The sequence below is a fragment of the Veillonellales bacterium genome (assembly GCA_039680175.1).
Taxonomy (GTDB): domain Bacteria; phylum Bacillota; class Negativicutes; order JAAYSF01; family JAAYSF01; genus JBDKTO01.
On record JBDKTO010000092.1, the window covers coordinates 15024 to 36397 of the forward strand.

General features: G+C 48.8%; 19 protein-coding genes. All 19 read right to left on the reverse strand.

Going from position 1 to position 21374, the window contains the following annotated elements; all coding sequences use genetic code 11:
* Positions 1–19: 19 nt before the first annotated feature.
* The 19 genes from ABFC84_15840 to ABFC84_15930 all read right to left on the reverse strand — a co-directional run bounded on the left by ABFC84_15840 (position 20) and on the right by ABFC84_15930 (position 21367).
* On the reverse strand, positions 20–439 hold the full coding sequence (locus ABFC84_15840) for a glycine cleavage system protein H (protein MEN6414210.1): 420 nt from the start codon (positions 437–439) through the stop codon (positions 20–22).
* A 14-nt stretch (positions 440–453) separates the two neighbouring features.
* Positions 454–1500, reverse strand: coding sequence for a biotin/lipoate A/B protein ligase family protein (locus tag ABFC84_15845; GenBank protein ID MEN6414211.1), 1047 nt, complete (start codon positions 1498–1500; stop codon positions 454–456).
* A complete protein-coding gene (locus ABFC84_15850; protein ID MEN6414212.1) occupies positions 1497–1841 on the reverse strand; it encodes a carboxymuconolactone decarboxylase family protein in 345 nt (114 codons plus the stop codon). The genes ABFC84_15845 and ABFC84_15850 overlap by 4 nt, the downstream gene beginning before the upstream one ends.
* Positions 1842–1869: 28 nt before the next feature.
* Positions 1870–2745 (reverse strand): lipoyl synthase, encoded by an 876-nt coding sequence (gene lipA / locus ABFC84_15855; protein ID MEN6414213.1) that lies wholly within the window; start codon positions 2743–2745, stop codon positions 1870–1872.
* Complete coding sequence (gene lipB / locus ABFC84_15860) at positions 2726–3403, reverse strand: lipoyl(octanoyl) transferase LipB (protein MEN6414214.1); 678 nt, start codon at positions 3401–3403, stop codon at positions 2726–2728. Before lipB ends, lipA begins: the two co-directional genes overlap by 20 nt.
* Before the next feature lie 2 nt (positions 3404–3405).
* On the reverse strand, positions 3406–4737 hold the full coding sequence (locus ABFC84_15865; protein ID MEN6414215.1) for a dihydrolipoamide acetyltransferase family protein: 1332 nt from the start codon (positions 4735–4737) through the stop codon (positions 3406–3408).
* A gap of 27 nt (positions 4738–4764) precedes the next feature.
* Entirely contained in the window at positions 4765–5742 is a 978-nt protein-coding gene (locus tag ABFC84_15870) for an alpha-ketoacid dehydrogenase subunit beta (GenBank protein ID MEN6414216.1), read from the reverse strand.
* Positions 5739–6734 carry a thiamine pyrophosphate-dependent dehydrogenase E1 component subunit alpha gene (locus ABFC84_15875; protein MEN6414217.1) on the reverse strand — a complete coding sequence of 332 codons (996 nt, stop codon included), beginning with the start codon at positions 6732–6734 and terminating at the stop codon, positions 5739–5741. Before ABFC84_15875 ends, ABFC84_15870 begins: the two co-directional genes overlap by 4 nt.
* A gap of 4 nt (positions 6735–6738) precedes the next feature.
* On the reverse strand, positions 6739–7227 hold the full coding sequence (locus ABFC84_15880; GenBank protein MEN6414218.1) for a PPC domain-containing DNA-binding protein: 489 nt from the start codon (positions 7225–7227) through the stop codon (positions 6739–6741).
* Positions 7228–7309: 82 nt separating this feature from the next.
* The gene (locus ABFC84_15885; GenBank protein ID MEN6414219.1) at positions 7310–8575 is read right to left on the reverse strand and encodes an MFS transporter; all 1266 of its coding nucleotides are present in this window, start codon (positions 8573–8575) and stop codon (positions 7310–7312) included.
* Positions 8576–8946: 371 nt separating this feature from the next.
* Positions 8947–10920, reverse strand: coding sequence for a sigma 54-interacting transcriptional regulator (locus ABFC84_15890; protein MEN6414220.1), 1974 nt, complete (start codon positions 10918–10920; stop codon positions 8947–8949).
* A gap of 171 nt (positions 10921–11091) precedes the next feature.
* On the reverse strand, positions 11092–11958 hold the full coding sequence (locus tag ABFC84_15895; GenBank protein ID MEN6414221.1) for a CoB--CoM heterodisulfide reductase iron-sulfur subunit B family protein: 867 nt from the start codon (positions 11956–11958) through the stop codon (positions 11092–11094).
* The gene (locus tag ABFC84_15900) at positions 11955–12908 is read right to left on the reverse strand and encodes a succinate dehydrogenase/fumarate reductase iron-sulfur subunit (protein ID MEN6414222.1); all 954 of its coding nucleotides are present in this window, start codon (positions 12906–12908) and stop codon (positions 11955–11957) included. The genes ABFC84_15895 and ABFC84_15900 overlap by 4 nt, the downstream gene beginning before the upstream one ends.
* A 1-nt stretch (position 12909) precedes the next feature.
* The gene (locus tag ABFC84_15905) at positions 12910–14754 is read right to left on the reverse strand and encodes an FAD-binding protein (GenBank protein MEN6414223.1); all 1845 of its coding nucleotides are present in this window, start codon (positions 14752–14754) and stop codon (positions 12910–12912) included.
* Between the two features lie 157 nt (positions 14755–14911).
* Positions 14912–17494 (reverse strand): ATP-dependent chaperone ClpB, encoded by a 2583-nt coding sequence (gene clpB / locus ABFC84_15910; protein ID MEN6414224.1) that lies wholly within the window; start codon positions 17492–17494, stop codon positions 14912–14914.
* A 191-nt stretch (positions 17495–17685) separates the two neighbouring features.
* Positions 17686–19371 carry a methyl-accepting chemotaxis protein gene (locus ABFC84_15915; protein MEN6414225.1) on the reverse strand — a complete coding sequence of 562 codons (1686 nt, stop codon included), beginning with the start codon at positions 19369–19371 and terminating at the stop codon, positions 17686–17688.
* A 28-nt stretch (positions 19372–19399) separates the two neighbouring features.
* On the reverse strand, positions 19400–20335 hold the full coding sequence (gene cysK / locus ABFC84_15920) for a cysteine synthase A (GenBank protein MEN6414226.1): 936 nt from the start codon (positions 20333–20335) through the stop codon (positions 19400–19402).
* 210 nt (positions 20336–20545) lie between these two features.
* The gene (locus tag ABFC84_15925) at positions 20546–20854 is read right to left on the reverse strand and encodes a hypothetical protein (GenBank protein ID MEN6414227.1); all 309 of its coding nucleotides are present in this window, start codon (positions 20852–20854) and stop codon (positions 20546–20548) included.
* A gap of 156 nt (positions 20855–21010) precedes the next feature.
* Positions 21011–21367, reverse strand: a complete 357-nt coding sequence (locus ABFC84_15930) for a hypothetical protein (protein ID MEN6414228.1) — start codon at positions 21365–21367, stop codon at positions 21011–21013.
* Positions 21368–21374 lie beyond the last annotated feature (7 nt).

The following is a 21374-nucleotide window of genomic DNA, read 5'->3' on the forward strand; positions in this document are numbered from 1 at the left end:
AAATCCTCCTTCTTCTGGCTTATTCCGGTTTCGCGTGCTTTGCTTCTTCTTCGGCAAAGAATTTTTCCGCTGTTTCGCCATGCAGCAATGTTCCCAGACTGCCGGCCAGATCTGCCGGTTCCATAACGCAAATCCAGCCTTCGCCATAACAGTCGTCATTCAACAGTTTGGGGTTCGTGGTGAGAGCCGAATTCGATTCAAGAACTTTTCCATTCATGGGAACCTTCAGTTTGCCGGCCCATTTTCCTGACTGGATGGAGCTTAAAGTAGCACCGGCTGCCAATGTTTTTCCCACCCGGGGAACACGAATAAAGGTGATTTCTCCCGCCAGCTGCTGCATAAAATCGCTGATGCCAATGCGAACATTATTTCCTTCCACTTTGATCCAGGCATGATCTTCCGTATAATAAAGTTCCTGAGGAATAACATATTTTGACATTTTAATCCTCCTTGCTAGATACCTGTCAGTATCCATTGCATTAATAATTTATGGTCTAACCCCGGCAATTTGCCGCAATGATCTTTTTCCCACTGCTGCAATGCCTTTTCGATTGCATCTTCCTGCCAGGGAATTTCTTGCATATACGGTGCCAAAGGTATGATTTTCGCCTGCTGCAAGCAGGCAATATTATGGGTTTCGAAGTGGCTGATCCGATGATTTTTTATCTGTATAATTGCCCACCCTTCGCCGCTGTCGTCCGCATACCGGTGCAGCCGTAAATATACGTTTTCTTTAATTTTCACTTGTCTCGACCGCTGCCTTTTGCCAGGCAGCTGCAAAAACTCCCGTGATGTAAGTCGCAGGGCAATCTTCTCTGTCATATTTTCCAGTTCCGGAAAATACACCCCTGACTCCAGTTCCGGCAGCCAGGCTTTAAAATGGTCCAGCAGCCTGCTTTCGACCGCAGCCACATCCGGCTGATAGCCCAGTTCTTCGCTTAAAGTAGTCATGTACTGCTCCATAGACTGCCGGGCCGATTTGCGAAACTCTTCGCAGGGCACCTGCAGCACATCGGCCATTGTATCCCGGTCAAAACCGATTAAAATATTGCCGATATAGACGGCATAGCCGTTAATGTCGCCGGCACCGTTGCCGGAAATTTTCCGGCCATTCACTACAATATCCGCCGGCGGCTGAATGGCGGCACTGAGACCAAAGTCCCGCAAAGCCGCAACTGCCGGTGCCAAAAATTGTTGAAAAAATTGATCTCGCCGGCCTTTCAGCAACGGATTGCTTCTATGTAAAATCAATTGGAAGAAAATTTGATTTTGATCCAGCAGCACCATACCCCCACCCGTCTCGCGGCGGATGAGGGGAATGGCTTGCTGCTGACAAAAATCAATATTTACTTCTTCTTTAAGATCGTCATGAAACCCAAGACACACATAACGCTGAGCCGGACGGCAAAATATGAGTCCCTCCCGGCCGACTTCCGCCAAAGCATGATAGACAGCCTGAGTTTGCTGCCAGGGCAGCACCCCCAGGCGATACAGCATCATTTCTTCTCAAAAGCATCCAAACATTCTTCGACTAACGTAGCACAATATGCTGTTGTGGGTGAACCGCCGAAGGCTACTGCCAGAGTAGCCGCCTCCAGAATTTCATCCCGGTTTGCCCCTACTTCCAAGGATTTAAAAACATGAAAAGCAATGCAATATTCACAACGGGCATAGGCAGCGATAGCCAATGCCATTAGTTCTTTGTATTTCGCCGGAATTTCCCCTTCAATAAAACAAGCATTAGTAATATTAACAAATGCAGCGGCTACTTCCGGTGTATCCTTGCCTAATTTTCCTAAACCTGCCTGAAAGTCATTCAATAATTTGCGTGGATCTGCCATAATCAAATTCCTCCTCATTATATCTCGGTTATTGTCGGCGGGAACCCGCCAAAACCTGTTGATATGCTTCACGGGCGTAATACGAGCTTCGTACCAGCGGATTGGCAACAACAACCTTAAAACCGATTTTTAAACCGATGCGGCGATACTCCTCAAATTCCTTGGGTGTTACATAACGTTCCATGGGAATATGAGCGGCGGAAGGCCGTAAGTATTGTCCAAGAGTTAAAATATCACAGCCGGCACGGTTGAGATCTTCCATCACTTTGGTAACTTCGCCAACGCTTTCCCCTAATCCCAGCATCATGCCGGATTTGGTAATCATCTTCGGATCAATCTTTTTAACTGTTGCAAACAGGTCGACAGAACGCTGGTAATCCGCCTCAGGCCGTACCCGGCTGTACAAAGCGGGTACGGTTTCCACATTGTGATTCAGCACACTGGGCCGCGCTGCCACGACAACAGCCAAAGCAGCCTCGCTGCCGGCTAAATCCGGTATCAACACTTCAATAGCAGCATCCGGTACTTTATGATAAACCGACTGCAGAACCGCCGCATAATGGCCGGCTCCGCCATCGGGCAAATCATCCCGGGTGACTGAAGTAATTACAATGTATTTTAAACCAAGAGTCTGAACCGCTTCAGCCAGATTGTCCGGCTCCGCCGGGTCGGGCCGGCCGGGAATGCCATGATGAACGGCGCAAAACCGGCAATTGCGGGTACAGACATCTCCCAGAATCATGAAGGTGGCTGTCTGATGCCCAAAGCACTCTCCCACATTGGGACACTGGGCGCTTTCGCATACGGTATGCAAATCCAGCCGATCCATCAGCATTTTAATTTGCTGCATTTTTGCCGCATCGGGACTTTTAATCTTCAACCACTCAGGCCTTACTGCTTCCATTTTCGCCGCTCCTTACCGGTACGATTTTTACCTCAAATACTTCAGCGAATTTTTCAATCACCTGCCGGCAAATTTCATTCCGGCTCACCGTCACGCCGAAATATTCCATACTGGCTACCGGACGATCAGTGATACCGCAAGGATTAATCATGCTGAAATGCTGCATGTTAGGACGAACATTCAGGGCAAATCCATGCATAGACACCCAGCCTTTCACACCAACACCAATAGCAGCGATCTTCCCTTGCTCTGTCCAGACACCGGTAAGCCCCTTTTCACGAAAGCCTTCAATACCATACTCGCTGACGGTACGGATAATCACCTCTTCCAGTTGGCGTACATAACGGTGCATATCCCGGCCGTGCTTGGTCAAATCCAGGATGGGATAACATACCACCTGGCCCGGACCGTGATAGGTAACATCACCGCCGCGGTCCACATCATAAACGGAAATATTTTCCGTTTTCAGGACAGAGTCATCTACTTTGATATTGGTATGGCTGCCGGCCCGGCCAACGGTAAACACCGGATCATGCTCCAGCAGAATCAGACTGTCTTCAATTTCCCCTTTTCGCCGCTGAGCAACCATTTTCAGCTGCATCTCCCAGGCAGCCGGATAGGGAATGCGTTTCAGGTTCAGTAGGCAGACTTGTTTCATCGTTATAATAGTATGCTCATCGGATCTTCTAAATAGCCTTTAATGCATTTCAGGAATTTAGCTGCCTGGGCACCGTCCAGGATGCGATGATCGAAGGATAAACTCAAGGTCATCATTGAGGCGATCACAATTTCGTCCTTCACAACCACCGGTTTTTTGATAATGCGGCCAACCCCTAAAATTGCGCTTTCCGGCTGATTAATAACCGGGGTAAAGCCGTCTACATCGTAGCCGCCTAAATTACTGATGGTAAAGGTACCACCGCTTAACAAATCCAGGCTCAGCTTATTGCTGCGGGCATTGTCGGCATTTTCCTTGCATCTGGCATGAATTTCTTTCAAGCCGCATTTATCGGCATTGCGCAGTACAGGAACCAAAAGCCCGTTATCTAAAGCAACTGCTATACCAATATTGATGTCTTCATGTTTTACGACCGCATTATCGACGATAGAAGCGTTTACCATGGGGAAGTGCCCCAGAGCAGCAGCCACCATCTTGGTCAGAATATCGGTATAGGTGAAATGCACATCCGTATTATTGGCATTCAGTTCTTTTCTGAATTTTACCGTGGCATCCACATTAATTTCGGTCATCAGGGTAACGTGCGGTGCGGTATGTTTACTTGCTGTCATGCGCTCGGCAATAACCTTACGCATGCCTACAAGGGGTTCTCCTGTTTTAGCTGCTGCCGGAGCGGGCTTGGCAGCCGGTGCCTGAGGAGCGGGAGCTGCTGCAGCTGCCGGTGCTTTCGCAGCCTTTTGCACGTCTTCTTCCACAATCCGGCCTTCCGGACCGGTGCCGGCCACTTTGGCAAGATCAACTCCTAATTCGGCGGCAATTTTCTTGGCCAAAGGAGATGCTTTCACCCGTCCGCCTGCTTTAGGCGCAGTAAGCAGATATTTTTCCACATCAGCTGTCACGATCCGGCCTTCCGGACCGGAACCGGGCACTGCCTGAATATCAATCCCATTTTCTTCCGCCATTCTTTGGGCAGCCTTGGAGAATTTCGCTTCTTTCTTAGCTGCGGGAGCAGCCGCGGTAGCAGGCGCGCCGGCAGGAGCCGCAGCCGCGGCACCGGGCTCGGCAATTTTTTCGTCGGCCGTACCGATAATGCACAGCAGTCCCTGTACCGGGATGGTTTCGCCCTCTTTGGCGGCAATGACCCGCAATATTCCGGCGGCATTCGATTCCACTTCGCTGGTAATTTTATCGGTCATAATCTCAACCAGGGCTTCGCCTTCTGCTACCGAGTCGCCAATCTGCTTTTTCCATTGTCCGATTGTTCCCTCGGTCATGGTTAATCCCAATTGAGGCATCTTAATTTCTGTAGCCATTATTTTTCTCCTTTCAGTATAAAGCGATTATTTCCCCAGTATTTCCTTTACGCCTGTGACAATATCCTTCGGATTGGGATAAATAAGATCCTCAAGCGCCGGGCTGAAAGGCGGAATTACATTCAGACCCGCAACCCGTTTCACCGGTGCATCTAATTCATCAAAAGCACCCTCCATGATTTGAGCCGAAATTTCTCCTGCATAGCCGCAGCGTTTCGGTGCCTCCTGAACAATTACGACCCGGTGGGTCTTCTTAATTGATGCCTCAATCGTCTCCCAATCGAGAGGAACCAACGTCCTAAGATCGATGACTTCGGCGTCAATTCCTTCATCCGCCAATTCCTTCGCCGCCTGCAAGGCAAAAGTAACCTGACGGGAATACGCGATGATAGTTACGTCCTTGCCGGCACGCTTTACATCTGCTTTTCCCAGCGGAATGATGTATTCTTCCTCCGGTACCTCTCCCTTGCCGGCATAAAGCAGTTTATGTTCAATAAACATAATCGGGTCATCATCGCGAATGGCCGCTTTTAACAGACCTTTAGCATCATACGGCGTTGCCGGTGCAACTACTTTTAACCCCGGTATGTGAGTAAACAAAGATTCCAAACTTTGCGAATGCTGACCGGCATTTCGGCGTCCTGCGCCTTCCGGCGCCCGAATGACCATCGGAACCTTAACTTGTCCGCCTGTCATATACCGCATTTTGGCCGCCTGATTAATAATCGGATCAAAACAAACACTGGTAAAGTCAACATACATTAACTCGGCTACCGGACGCATTCCCCTTATTGCCGCACCAACCGACATGCCGATAAAGCCGGATTCAGAGATTGGCGTATCAATTACGCGGTTTTCACCGAACTCATCGCGAAATCCTTTCGTCAAACCAAAGACACTGCCCATAATTCCCATATCTTCGCCAAGAATAAAAACATTTTCATCCCGGACCATTTCTTCATGCATGGCTTCGCTGATAGCCTTCCCGTAAGTAATCTTTCTCATCGAGTAACACTCCTCTCGTTGTCAGTGACATATACATCCGTCGTAACTTCTGCTGCCTCAGGGAAAGGAGATTCCTCGGCAAACTTAACAGCCGCCTCGATTTCCGCTTTGACCTCCCCTTGTATTTTGTCCAATTCTTCCTCAGTAGCAAAGTGATTCGCCAATATATCCTGGCGCAAACGGGCGATACAATCTTTTGCTTTCCATTCGTTTATTTCTTCCTTCGTCCGGTACACCATGGGATCCCCTTCATAATGTCCATGCCAGCGATATGTTTTGCTTTCAATCAAGGTCGGCCCTTCACCCTTTCTGGCCCGCTCCGCCGCCGCCTGTACCGCGTCATAGACAGCAAAAACGTCATTGCCATCCACGACAACACCGGCAATATTATACCCCTTGGCCCTGTCGGCGATATCTTCGGTATTGGTTACCCGGTCAATGCAGACCGAAACGCCATATTTATTATTCTCACACATGAAAATCATCGGCAGATGCCAGGCAGCCGCCATGTTCATCGTTTCATGAAAAGTCCCCTGATTGGAAGCCGCATCGCCAAAGAAGGATAAGGTTACTTCATCGGTTCCTTTTATTTTGGAAGCCAGAGCCGAGCCGCCGGCAATCGGAATCCCGGCGCCAACAATGCCATTGGCGCCTAAAATACCCAGTCCGACATTGGCAATATGCATGGACCCGCCCTTGCCGTGACAATAGCCGGTCTCTTTGCCAAACAGTTCGGCAAACATCAATTTTACATCGCCGCCTTTAGCAATGCATTGGCCATGGCCGCGATGCGTCGCTGTAATAAAGTCGGTTGGCCGCAAGCCCTGACAAGCACCGACATTGGATGCTTCCTGGCCAATACAAGTATGAATATTGCCGGACATTCTTGCCTGGGTAAATAATTCAGACGCTTTTTCATCAAAAGCCCGTACTTTAGACATTTCCCGGTAAAACTTTAGTGATAACTCCTTGCCATGCTTTTTTGCGCTCACTGTATCATCCCTCCAATTTTTCCGGACTGAATTGGACAAATCCGGTTTCCTCATCATAACGGCGCACCATGTTTACGCCGGAAATTTCATTAATAATTACATCCACCGTAGCTAAAACCACATTACCGGTTACAAAATGCCCGCCCCATATATGCATTTCCTTATCACTGGCCGAACCGTGGAAATGCAGCAAATACTTACCGTCATCCGACTGACAGACGATACCCTGCCCGCCGAGAAATTCAACCGGCCCTTCAATGATTACCGGATCGCTGTACTTGATACCGATAGGAGTACCGGTCTGAGGAATAGGATAAACAAATGTAGCCATTTTAAGACATCCCACAGCACAAGCAACAACAGCATACTTCACATCATGCCGTCGGCAGACTTCTTCGATTCCTTCCAGCATATCGGTCCCAGGCAGGAGCCGGGCAACAATCGTGCGGCCAGTTCCGCCTTCCACGGATTTAATGCGCATTACCTTTTCCATAGACATTCTCCTTTGGTTATTGAGGGGCGGCTATTCAGGACAACCCCTATTACAGACGCCCCCTGTATTCACTTATGCTCCCTTACCTGCCGGCAGAGATAGCATTTGTGTCAGTTTTGGGTACCTCTTTGATAAAGGCAACGATAATTGCCGTAGCAACCTCTGCGCCCACCATAAAGGTAAATGCCGCATCGTAGCCCGACATGCCAACTAAGTAACCGATAATAATGGGAGCAAAAACGCCGCCAAGATTACCGCCGGTATTCATAACTGCAGAAGAAGTACCGGCAAATTTCCGTTTTACACATTCCATCGGCAGAGCCCAGAAAGGTCCAAACGCCAGGCCGATTACGAAACCGGCGCAAACGAGAGCTGTCATAGCGCCTGTTTCAGTGCTTGCAGCCACAACGCCATAAAGCACCGGAGCAGCTAACAACGTTGCCACAATAACCTGAATTTTACGGTTGCGTCCTTTTAAAATCTTATCAGAAATCAAACCGCCAATTGGCTGAGCTACCCCCAGAGCCAGGAAAGGCAGTCCGGCAAAAATCCCCATTTTAACCATAGCAAAACCCCGGGCTTTGACTAAATAAGTCGGCAGCCAAGTCATCAATCCATAAAACGTGCAGAGGAAAGTAAAGTATGCCATTGCCAGCAGCCAAGTATTGCGGTTTTTAAACACGCTGCCAATACCTGCCGGTTCGCCATCATCTTCATCTTCTGATTGGGCAGCTTCCTGCTGACCGCTGCGAATGTATTCCAACTCTTCCTTAGTAATCTTCGGGTCTTCTTCCGGTGAATTATGAACAGCATACATCCAGATCGGAATAATCAAAAACCCAATAATACCAAAAATATAGAAGATGGAGTGCCAGCCCCATGCTCCTATGATTGCCACCGCCAGCGGCGGTGCAACGGCCGGCCCTAACGAATTAGCAGATGTAAAAATTGCATTGGCAGTCGCCCGTTCCCGGTCGGGAAACCAATTACTGTTTAACTTAAACGCACAGGGTGGATGAACGCCCTCGCCACAACCAAATAGTAACCGCACAAGATAGAAATGGGAAAACCCGCGGGCAAGACCGGTGGCCACCGTCATAAAGGACCACCATACCAGCGCAAATGTCATAACTTTTTTCGGACCTTTTTTATCCCCGAGAATCCCGCCTGGGATTTGTAAAATGGTATACGTAATAAAGAAAGCACTTAATACGTAACCGGCCTGCTCGGGGCTAAAGTTAAAATCTTTGGAAATCGACGGCATTGCTACCGACAGATTTACCCGATCCAAAAAAGCCACAAAGAAAACCAGCCAAGATGCGGCTAACAATATCCAGCGTCGCTGCATAATCATCTCTCCTTTTGTATTAATTCATTATTAATCAACCCAACATCCAGCATTTCATTAATAATAAAATTCGAGCGTGCAAAAGCTGCCTATACCCATTTTTTAGCCCGATAAAAACATATTGTTCACCTCTTCCGCTTCCGATATTTTCTGTATTTTTTGAGTTTCTTCTCGTTAGAAATTATTTGCAAGAACCGTGCCAACTATCCCAATAAACACTTAACGGGCTATTTTACTGAACATTTATTTAATTTGATTAATTTAAACTGCTATATAAAAAGCATGAGTGATCAAATATTGAACACTCATGCTTGTGTATTGCAGGAACTTCCCTCACTTATTTATTGTTCGACAATCTTACACTGTTCGTTTTAAGAACACTTTTCCGGACTGAATTTATACTCAATTGCGTATTCTTTCAATTTCTCATATAAAGTATTTCTCCCAACCCCTAATAATCTGGCAGATTGGGACACATTTCCTTTCGTAATTTGAATCACATTTTCAATTGCCAGCCGCTCGGCCTGTTTTAACGACATGACTTGGGGTGCTACTTTTTTTGTCAAACCGCAGCTTTGAATAATACGAGGAAGATGTTCAATGCCAATATCGCCGCCACAGGATAAGCAGCAGGCATGTTCTATCGCATTTTCCAATTCCCGCACATTTCCGGGCCAATTCCACTGCTGCAATAAATTCAAGGCTTCCGGCGCTATTTTTTTGCTAATACCGGCGGTCTTAGAAAACTTGTTCAAAAAATGATGAATCAGCAGAAGGACATCATCCCCTCTGTCCCGCAACGGCGGCAATAAAATGTCCATAACGTTCAGACGGTAATATAGATCTTCCCTGAAGGCACCATCCTGAACCATCTGCCATAAATTGCGGTTAGTTGCCACAATAATCCGCACATCCACCGGGATCACCTGGCTGCCTCCCACCCGGACGACCTGGGTCCGCTGTAATACCCGCAGCAATTTTACCTGCATCTCAAAGGGCATTTCACCTACTTCATCTAAAAATAATGTCCCGCCCTGAGCCATTTCAAATTTTCCCGGGCGGCCGCCGTGCTTGGCGCCGGTGAAAGCTCCTTCCTCGTAACCGAACAGTTCGCTTTCGATTAAATCCCGGGGAATCGCACCGCAATTTATCGCTATAAACGGTCCTTCCCGATGATAACTGCAGTTATGAATGGCCTGAGCCAGCAGCTCTTTGCCGGTGCCGCTTTCGCCTTCCAGCAAGATGGTTGTTTCACTGGCAGCCGCCAGTCGGGCCAGCCGCCGCATCTCGACTACTGGATCACTTTCTCCCATTATGTCATCTAATGTGAATACCGCCTGGGCGCCAACCATCTGATTGACCATTTTCCGCACCCGTTTGATTTCCCGAAAAACATCCATTACGCCAATAAGCTGACCATAGTCATCCCGGAGAGGAATGGCCGTTTTCACAAAGTGCAGCACTCCCCGTTTACTTTCCAGCCGGAATTCCTTATCGATATAGCCTTTACCCGTCTCCAGCACCTGCAAAATCACCGGCTTAAAATCAACTACTTCACTAATATGCCTGCCGATGGATTCCATCACTGTCACTCCCAATATCTTAGCCCCGGTGGCATTAATATGCGTGACGATACCTTTCGCATCAATAGTGAGCAGTCCATCGGAAATAGATTCCACAATCATCATTTTCAGACGATTGCTCAAAGTAATTTGTTCTTGAGCCAGCTGCATCCTAATCCCGGCCTCAATCGCTTTTGCCGCAACGCCAACGATGCCTAACGAACAATAACTGGCTTCCCATTCGATTTCCGTCAGCGTTACAACGCCGATGATTGTATCGTCATTGTTTTTGATCGGGGCTGCCGCACAGGCCACATGATGATAGCGCAGGCAGTAATGCTCCGGTCCGGCAACGCGTACCGGGATGCCGCCCTGCATAACTAACGAAAAAGAACTGGTCCCCATAACATCTTCCACGCAGCACATACCGGGAACGTAATTCACGCCGGTCTGCCGGTAAACATCTTCCGCATCCCCGGTTGATATGAGGATGTATCCATCCGCATCCAGCAAGGATACCACTAATTTATAATGAGCGGCCAGACGATAGGCTTCACTTAGGATTGGCTGAGCAATACTGATTAAGCTATGATTATTCTCCAGCCGCTTAGTCAACTCGTCCTTCTCTAAATAAGTCGGCTGCCCCCCGGCATAGGAATCTATCCCTTGCCGGCGGCAATGCTGCCAGGATGCCAAAACATTATAATCGCCGTTAAAATCATTACATTCTCCCGTGTTTTGAAACTCTGTCCAGATAGCTTGGGTAACGTTATTCGTTTGCACCGCTTATCCACCCCGCTTTGCATCTGCATGCTATATTCATAATATTTATATAATTATATTTAGCTATCCTGCTTTATTTTCCTCTCTAAATGCACAATATTTTTCACTGTCCAGCCAATATCCCGCGGCAGACTGCCGGCGGGAGATCGAATCATCTGCTTGCTGCGGGAACTATTGATTCAGCATAACCTTTGACGCAGCCGAAACATGGCGGTTAATCCCCAGCTCCGCCGGGCTGAAGCCTAAACCGAGACCAATCAGCTGCGCCAGATGCAATACCGGAATTTCCGCAGTAGAGTGTACCGCCTGCCGTCCCTCCGGCTGATACATATCCAGCTGCATCTGGCAAAGGGGACAGGGAGTCGCCATCATATCGGCCCCTGCCTTCACCGCATTGTCCACGTGCTTACCGGTAAGGAACACAGCATCCTTCTCCGCCGTCCAAAAAGCATGAAAACCGCAGCACTGCAGTTTGTCCGGAAAATCAACCGGCTCAGCTCCCACTGCCCGAATTACCGTTTCCAAGGACCGGGGATTGGCGCTGTCCTCAAAATTCATGATTTTTTGCGGCCGCAGAATGTGGCAGCCGTAATAAGCCGCCACTTTCGTTCCTGTCAGCGGCCGGCTAATCCTCCTCTGCCAGAAAGCCGTATCTTCCGCCAATACCCAAAGAAGATGGGTGATGTCGGAAAAGCCCACATATTCGTAGCCGCCGGAAGCTATTACTCTATTAACCTTTTCTTTTAATCTGTCATCGCCGTCTAAAGCAGACTTAGCCTGTCGCAGCATCAACGTACAGGTGTTGCAGACGGTGAGAATCGGCAGTCCCATTTTTTCCGCCAATGCCATGTTGCGGGCGTTAATCGCCAACGCCGCCATTGGATCCATATCCTGCACATGAGAAGCGCCGCAGCATGTCCAGCCGGGAATCTCCACTAGTTCAATCTCCAGTGCCGCCGCAACTTTGATAGTGGCATCCAAGGCTTCTTTCGCCGATCCCTCCAAGACGCAGCCGGGGAAAAAGGCAAATTTCTTCATGACTTGTCAGCCTCCTTTGCCGCTTTCAGGATTTTTTGCACCTTGGAAATGTTTTTGATCGGCTCCGGCAGATGGAACGGATCTAATTTGTCTACTTTCATTAGACGGTAGGCCAACCCAACCCGGGTCAATGATTTCATAATTCCGTCGGTCCTGATAGCCAGTTTGGCTTCATTCAGTCGTCCTATGTCATTAATATCCTCATAAAAAGCTTGGGCATGCTGGGCTCCGGCACTGTTGACCATCGCCTTTTTAAAAGCCATAACCCGCAGTTTTGCAATATCTTCGGCCGGATCAAGGCTTTTGGGGCATTTGGCAGTACACTCCTCGCAATGCATGCATCGCCACAAGCCGGCCTGAATAGCGGGATCAAGATGCTTCAAAGGCGCATCATCCCGGGAATCCGCCACATACTTTTGCGCCTTAACAAAAGCAAAGGGCTCTAAAAAGTCCGCCGAGTCGGCGGCAAGCTTGCTGCATTCGGAAACGCAGGCACCGCACAGGATGCAATCCGTATAACCCCGTATCTTGTCAAAATCGGTCTGACTTTGCCGACAGCCGGTGTCCGCTGAAAATGCGTCTTGGGGAATGAGCCAGGGTTTAACTTGTTTCATCCGGTCCAGCTTCGGCTGCCAGTCAACGACTAAATCACGCAATACAGTAAAATTTCCCAGAGGAGCAATTGTCAGCCTTGCCGAGTGATACCGGGCAGCAAGGGACTCAATCGCTGTCTCGCAGGCCAATACCGCCTGCCCGTTTACCCTGAGAGCACAAGCCCCGCAAACCCCGTTGCGACAGGAAGCGGTAAAGGCTAAGGATGGATCCAGTTTTTCTTTTATGAAAATCAGGCCATCCAAAACAGTATTTCCGGCCATGTATTCAAAGCTGTAATCCCGGGAAAAGCTTTTAGCTTCCACAAAGCGCCGGATGGTAAATGTCATTGTCGGCATATCAGTATTTCCTTTCTTCCGCTTGGTAATCGGTTATCGCAACCGGCCGATATGTCAAACTGTATTCAGCGCCTTTTCGAGTAACGATCGTATGCTGCAAAAATTTTTGATCATTCCGCCGGGGATAGTCTTCCCGGAAATGGCTGCCCCGGCTTTCCTGCCGGGCCAGCGCCGCCATTGCAACCATCCGGGCCAGTGGCAGCATATTGCCTAGTTCGACATAGTTCATAAACGCCGTATTATATATCCGGGTCGTATCCCGCACCACGCAGGACCGGTATTCTTCCAGCAGTTCGTCTATATTCCGCACGGCCTGTTCCAGCCTTGTCCGGCTGCGGAATATGCCTACATTCTGCCACATTGTGGCAGCCATTCGATCCCGAATAGAAGGAACTGTAGACCCGGAGGAACGGGAGCTGACAGCCGCAAACCGCTGTTCCCATTCATCCGCCGCCCGGTCCAAAGCAGTCTGATTGCCGTCAAATGCATTATTTCTGGCATATGCCGCCGCACCATTGCCGGCATACTTACCAAATACGACAACCTCCGCCAGGGAATTACCGCCTAAACGATTCGCCCCATGAACCGATAGGCAGGAACATTCTCCCACAGCAAAAACACCGGGAATAGCTGTCGCGCAGGTTTTATAATCAACCACATCAATACCGCCCATAGAATAATGGCAGGTACCGCGGATAGGAATGGGCTGAGTAATCGCATCTACCCCTTCATAATTAAGCGCCAATTGCCGAAGCTGAGGGAGCTTTTGCATGATTTTCTTCTTGCCTAAATGACGCAAATCAAGGTATACCGCCGCATGCAGGCCCTCCCCGACGCCCCGTCCTTCCCTGATTTCCGTTTCGATGGCCTGGGATACCAAATCTCTCGGGCCCAGCTCCATTTTATCCGGGGCATACCGTCTCATAAACCGTTCGCCGTCTTTATTAACCAAATAGCCGCCTTCGCCTCTGGCGGCTTCCGACAGCAGCACGCCGGAACCCGCCAGGCCAGTGGGATGGAACTGCACCATTTCCGGATCTTTTACCGGAATTCCCACCTTTAGGCAGGCACCAATCCCGTCGCCGGTAGAACTGAAAGGATTCGTGGTTCTGACCCAGTATAACCGGCCATAGCCGCCGGTAGCCACAACTACCGTCCTGGCCATTACCGGCAGAATTTTCCCGCTGTGCATGTTCATAGCGACAACCCCGCAAAGCTTGCCATCCTCAACCACCAGCTCTAAAAGCTGCCATTCCATTAACATGTTGACATTATTTTTCAGGCATTGCTCAAACAAGGTGTGCAAAATTACCAGCCCGGACTGGTCGGCGGAATAGGCCGACCGGGCATACGTATGCCCGCCTAAATTTCGCTGAGCCATACGTCCGTCTTGCATCCGGTCGAAGGCAACACCGTAATAATCAAGTTCACGCAGCGCTTCCGGCGCCTTTTCGGCAAAAAATCGAATCGCATCCTGATCACCTAAATAATCGCTGCCTTTTACCGTATCAAAAGCATGCTTTTCAATAGAATCTCGAGCATCGGCATGTCGCAAAGCGCCATTAATTCCCCCCTGGGCCATGCAGGTTGCCGAACGGGTTGGAACCAGCTTGGTCATTAAAGCAACTTTTAAATCCTTTTGCCTGCCTGCCTCCAGTGCAGCACGCATTCCCGAGCCGCCGCTGCCGATGACCAATACGTCAAACAGTGCCGGTGCACCCGCCATCTCAGTTAAGGTTGACGTAAACATATTATTTTTGTTCATCATAACATAGGGAGCCGCCACAGCCACGGCCCCGGCTGCAACGCCCCATTTTAAAAACGTCCGCCTGGATACTTTTTTCATCGCTCCACCTCTTTTCCCATAAAATATATACTTATTTTTAGCCTTCGACATAGGTTGGTGAATCCCTTTAAAATTCCATTTCCCCTGTTTTACCTCACAGCAAAAAACCATGCGGCACAACAAAGCTGCATGGTTTCTCTTCTACCTAATTTATTTTTTACTTAGCTGTCCCGAGAGTGACAGCGTCATTCTGAACTCCTATTCGAACCGTGTTTCCTTCCCCAACTTCACCCCGGACAATCATTTTGCTCAGCTCCGTTTCTACCGACCGGCTGATTTGACGGCGAAGGGGACGGGCGCCATAGGCCGGATCATAACCCTCCTTCGCCAATAACTTCAGTACCGCATCATCCCAGGTCAAAGTAATATTGATCTGCTTCTGCAGGCGTTGGTTCAAATTGTTAAGCAATATGCCGGCAATACTGCCAACCTGCTCTGCCGTAAGCGCATTAAACACGATAATGTCATCAATCCGGTTGAGAAATTCCGGGCGAAAATAGCTTTTCAACATCCCCAGAACCTTCTCCTTGGCAGTAGAAAAATCATTCTGCAGAATTTCCGACGATCCTAAATTAGACGTCATAATAATAACGGTATTTTTAAAATTAACCGTCCGGCCTTTGCCATCAGTGAGCCGGCCATCATCCAGAATCTGCAGCAATACGTTAAAAACATCGTGATGCGCTTTTTCAATTTCATCCAGCAGTATTACGCTATAAGGACGCCGCCGTACGGCTTCCGTCAACTGTCCGCCTTCATCGTAGCCCACATAACCGGGAGGAGCGCCAATCAATCTGGATACCGTATGTTTCTCCATGTACTCGCTCATATCCAGACGAATCATGCTGCGCTCATCATCAAACAATACTTCCGCCAGCGTCTTAGCCAATTCCGTTTTACCAACACCGGTTGGTCCGAGAAAAATAAACGATCCGATTGGCCGGCTGGGATCCTGAATACCTGCCCGGGCCCGAATAATAGCCTCGCTAACTGCCTGAACAGCATTTTCCTGTCCAACAACCCGTTCATGCAGAATATTCTCCAGATTAGCCAGCTTCTCCCGCTCACCGGACAACATGCGGCTGACAGGAATACCGGTCCACCGACTGACCACCTTGGCAATATCGTCTTCACTCACTTCTTCCTTTAACAGCAACTTATGATCCTGTCTTGCGGTGAGCTGCTGCTCTTCCTGCTGCAGCCGCTGCTCCAATTCAGGCAATTTCCCGTATTTTAATTCTGCCAAATGATTCAAATCATAGGCCCGTTCGGCCCGTTCCATTTCCGTCTTCACCGATTCAATTTCTTTTTTCAAACTGCGCAAACGAAGAATGGATTGTTTTTCCACTTCCCAGCGGGCTTTTAAAGCATCGGTCTGACGGCGCAGATCCCCAAGCTCTTCCTGCAGCTTTGTCAGTCGCTCCCGGGAGGCATTGTCACTTTCCTTTTTCAATGCCTGCTCCTCGATTTCCAGCTGCATAACCCGGCGCAAAAGCTCATCCAGTTCACTGGGCATGGAATCGATTTCCGTACGCAGTTTGGCCGCCGCCTCATCTACCAGATCAATGGCTTTATCCGGCAAAAAGCGGTCGGAGATATAGCGGTCGGAAAGTACTGCCGCCGACACCAGCGCTGCGTCCTGAATCCGGACGCCGTGATGAATTTCATAGCGCTCTTTCAAGCCCCGCAGAATAGAAATAGTGTCCTCCACACTGGGTTGATCCACCAGCACCGGTTGAAAACGGCGTTCCAAGGCGGCATCCTTTTCAATATGCTTACGGTATTCGTTTAACGTGGTGGCGCCGATGCAGCGTAATTCGCCCCTGGCCAGCATGGGTTTCAAAATATTGCCGGCATCCATGGCGCCCTCTGCCGCCCCGGCCCCAACTACCGTATGGAGTTCATCAATAAACAGCAGAATTTTGCCTTCCGACTTGGCGATTTTGTTAAGAACATTTTTCAGCCGTTCTTCAAACTCGCCGCGAAATTTTGATCCGGCGACCATAGAACCTAAGTCAAGGGAATATAGCATCTTATTTTTTAATGTTTCCGGAACATCGCCGGCAATAATACGCCGGGCCAGCCCTTCCACAATAGCGGTTTTGCCTACGCCAGGCTCGCCGATCAGCACCGGATTGTTTTTTGTGCGGCGAGATAAAATTTCAACCGTCCGGCGAATCTCTTCGTCCCGGCCAATTACCGGATCCAGTTTTCCCTGCCTGGCCATTTCCGTTAAATCTCTGCCGTACTTTTCCAGGGCTTTATCGCCTTCTTCCGGATTATCACTCGTAATTCGCTGTCCCTGGCGGTAATCCGTGATCACTTTTTGGATCTGATTGCGACGCAGTCCAAACTGCTGACAAAGCTGCACCACATCGCTGTCCCCATCTTCCACAACCGCCAGCAGCAAATGCTCGGTGCTGACATATTCATCCTTCATACCGGCCGCCATTTTTTCCGCCAAAGCCATTACCCGGATCATAGCGGTGTTCATCCGCAGGCCGGTATCCTGCCCCCGTACCTCCGGTTGATTTTTCAGCAGCTGCTCCAATCTGGATTGAAACAAATTCCCATCAATTTTTGATTGAGTCAAAATCTCCGCCATCATTCCTTCGGCGTCCTTCACCAATGCCATAAGGAGGTGGCGGGTAGTAACTTCCTGGTGATAATACAAAGCCGCCAATTGCTGTGCCTCCTGCAAAGCAGCCATTGCCTTTTGCGTGAATTTTTCCTGAGCCATATAATTGCCCCCCTTAATCAATCTAAATTATCTCCGCAGAATAATATCTAATTATTACTTACGGATAACTTTTCTTTCTACTACTATTTTAACAAAGCTATCCAATAGAAGCAAGAACTTTTTTTGACCTTTTGACTTTTAATTTAAAAAAGAACCATGCCTATTTACAGCATGGCTCTTTTTTATACGTTTTATTCCGAATCGGCGATCTTCAAATCTACGCCCAAAACGCCGGCAATCTCGCCTTGTTCGGTACGAATCGGGCCTGACAGAGTAATGCACGGTTGATGGGAAATCGCAGAAACATAGACCGGGGAAACATAGAAACTGCCCTGCAGCGCTTCCTTGAACCAGTCGCGGGATGATGCGTTGGCAATACCGGCCGGCGGCAGGGAGACAACGAACTGCCCGTCCCCCCGGTTAGTCCAGGCCGCTTCTAAATTCGGTTGATTCGCGAGAAGTTCGGATAGAATCTGCCGGTGATCGCTTTCCGACATACCAATCACCAGCGGATTCCTGGTCATACCTGCCAGCACAGCTTTTAACCCCTTGATTTTACTATCCCTTTGCTGCTGAACAGCATCCTCCATGGCAACTAATTTGATCTTGCCGGTATTTTGAACCAATTGTCCCGCCACAGCGGCCAACAGTTCCCCCATACGCCGGGTTTCCTGTAAATGCTGTTCCTGCAGCGTAATCGAATCGCTGACGGCAGCTGCCCGCTCTGCCGATTCGCGGCACATGGCGGAAATTTTCTCCAGCACCTCCGCCGCTTGGCCTGCCGCCTTAAGCTGTACCTGCCGGGCAGCGCTGGCCGATGATAATTGAGCCTCAATCCCTGAACTCGCCGCCAAAATTGCCTTTAAACTGGAATCCGCATCGGTCATTGCCTGAGTACCCCGTTCCACTGAACTTACCTCTTCCTGTACCGCCTTGGCAGCTTCCAAAACACCGCTGTTGATCTGAACCAGCAGACCGTTAGCCGAGCTGGCTGCAGCGGCACTGGCATCAGACAACTTCTGAATTTCCTGGGCGACAACGGAAAAACCCCGACCGTGTTCTCCCGCCCGGGCAGCTTCAATACTGGCATTCAACTCCAATAAACTTGTCTGGGAAGAAATGCCTTGAATAGTTGCCAGAAAACTATTGATTTCTTTGGCGGTTTGCATCAGCGAACCAATCCGCTGTTCAATATCGGCGGATGTTCGTTGGATATCAACCATAGCGGCAGCGACCTCATTCACCGACGCACAGCCCTGTTCCGCCACATTTTTGGTTTGAATACTGTCCTTATAGATGTCCTGCGCCACATCGGTGATCGTCCGGGAGGCCGTCTTTACCTCCTCAATCTGCCGGCTTGCGCTGCCGGCTGCATCACTCAATACAGCCGTAGCCTGTTTCGTTGCCACAGTATCCTGGCGGATATGATCCGCCAGCGCGTTAGAATTGGCAATAGCGCCATTTACTTGATCCACCGCTGCTGAAACCTTACTGGAGGAAACCTGTGTCTCCCGGGTAAAATCTCTTAACATCCCCGCCAGCTTCCCAATATTTCCCGCCAGTGTTTGCCATTCCGGCGGATATTCTGCAATATGTACCTTCTCTGCCATATTACCAGTAGCATATCGGGCCGTTAATTCCACAAGGCGCTTAATCCCTTCATCCCTGTTCCCGCCACTCCACCAGGCCATATTCCCACCCCTTAAAAAAAAATAGACCGCTCCCTTTTCGTTAAAAAGCGAAGCGACCTCATTGTCGTTTATATCATTTATTTTAAATGAAATTTGGAATTTGTCAACGCCGAAAAAATACCGGAACAATAAAACCAGGAGAACGATTGCCGCTCCCCTGGCTGATTCCATTTTTTGCAATGACACTACCGTCGAAATTTCACCTTTTCCGGTATTATGCTTCCTGGAAAAGGGATGTGGATAAATACCGTTCACCGGTATCCGGCAGCAGCGCCACAATGCTTTTCCCTTTATTTGCCGGACGCAGAGCCAATTGGGTTCCAACATAAACAGCAGCACCGCCGGTAATACCAACCAGCAATCCTTCATGTTTGGCCAATTCCCGCACCGCACCAAAAGCTTCCTCCGTCTTCACCGTAACAATCTCATCAACAATCTCAGTATTCAAAACTTCCGGCACAAAACCGGCTCCGATACCTTGAATCTTATGGGGTCCGGGCTTGCCGCCGGATAACACGGGAGAATCGAAAGGCTCAACGGCAATAATCTTTACTGCCGGATTCTTTTGTTTCAAAACTTCCCCTACACCGGTCAACGTCCCACCGGTACCAACGCCGGCAATAAAAATATCCACATTACCATCCGTGTCGCGCCAAATTTCTTCTGCCGTTGTCTTTCTGTGGATCTCAGGGTTGGCAGGATTTTTAAACTGCTGCGGCACAAAAGAATTGGCTATTTCAACCGCCAGCCCTTCCGCCTTCTTAATAGCTCCTTTCATACCTTCCCCGCCGGGAGTCAAAACCAGCTCAGCCCCCAGCGCTTTTAACAGGCTGCGTCTTTCCAGGCTCATGGTATCCGGCATGGTAAGGATCAAACGGTACCCTTTAGCGGCAGCCACAAACGCCAGACCAATACCGGTATTGCCGCTGGTAGGCTCAATAATAACAGTATCTTTATTAATTAATCCTTTTTCTTCCCCATCTTTAATCATTGCATAGCCAATTCTGTCTTTGACACTGCCCAGTGGATTAAAGTATTCCAGTTTTGCAATCACTTTTGCCGGTAGATTCTTGCTTTGGTTGTAGTTGGAAAGCTCCAGCAACGGGGTATTCCCAATCAAATCCGTTAGATTTTTAGCAATTTTGGCCATTTTACATTCCCCCTATTGATATTATCAAATAAAATAAGGCTAAGTGTTCCCTTACAAAAGGTACACTTAGCCTTTGGTTTTTCCAATCAGCTTATTTATTTATACCATTATTTCAGGGAAAAGTCAATAGCCAAAATTAGTTTTTCCTGTCTGCACCATCTAATGAAGCGCTTCATATTATGTAGTAAGCGGACATAAGGTATCATTCACCTAGTGCAATAAAAGGAGGAATAGTGCATGTCGGATAAAAGGCCGAAATGGGAAGAGCCTGAAATTGATATGGATGAGGACTTTGAATTCCGGGAAGAATTTGAGCGGGTTTGTTATCCTGCTTATAATTGCTATCCGAATCAAAATTGTTATCCCCGTCGGAACTGTTACCCACGTCAGAACTGCTATCCAATCCATTATTTTTGCTACCCCAATAATTACCACTGCTATCCCCATACTCATTGTTACCCTTACAATACCTGCTATCCCAATCAGCATTATTTCTGTTCTCCCAACAATTACGGACATTGCTACCCCCATCAGCGCTGCTACCCTATGTAATCCATCCCCTGGACTTCTTTATTATCCATACAAAAAACAACCGGCACCCTTCATCGAAGACTGCCGGTTGTTTTTCTTGTCATTGAGCCTGCTTTAGCCAAAACACTAAATTAACTTTTCCTGCTAACCCAATCGCTTTTCGTATTCAATTCCTTCGGCGGTAAGCCGGACATGCTCTAGATTCACCCCGCTGGGCATATTCGAATCCGCCGGATAGAGAATCTCAGCCCCAGTAATATAGCCTTTTTTCTCCAGCCAGTTGGCGGCTAAAGCCAGAATTGTATCATCCATATTCAGCATTCCGGCGGTCACCTTCGTCATATCCGGCTGCGCCTGCAATTCTTCCTGATGCAGCGCCATTAATAAATAATCGTGAGGGCCGCTGATCATTACATCCTTATATTCACCTTTGTCATCATCGCAATGAGTCTCCATTAATTTTCGCAGCAAATCGGAACGCATAGTCAACACACCTTTCATTCAATCT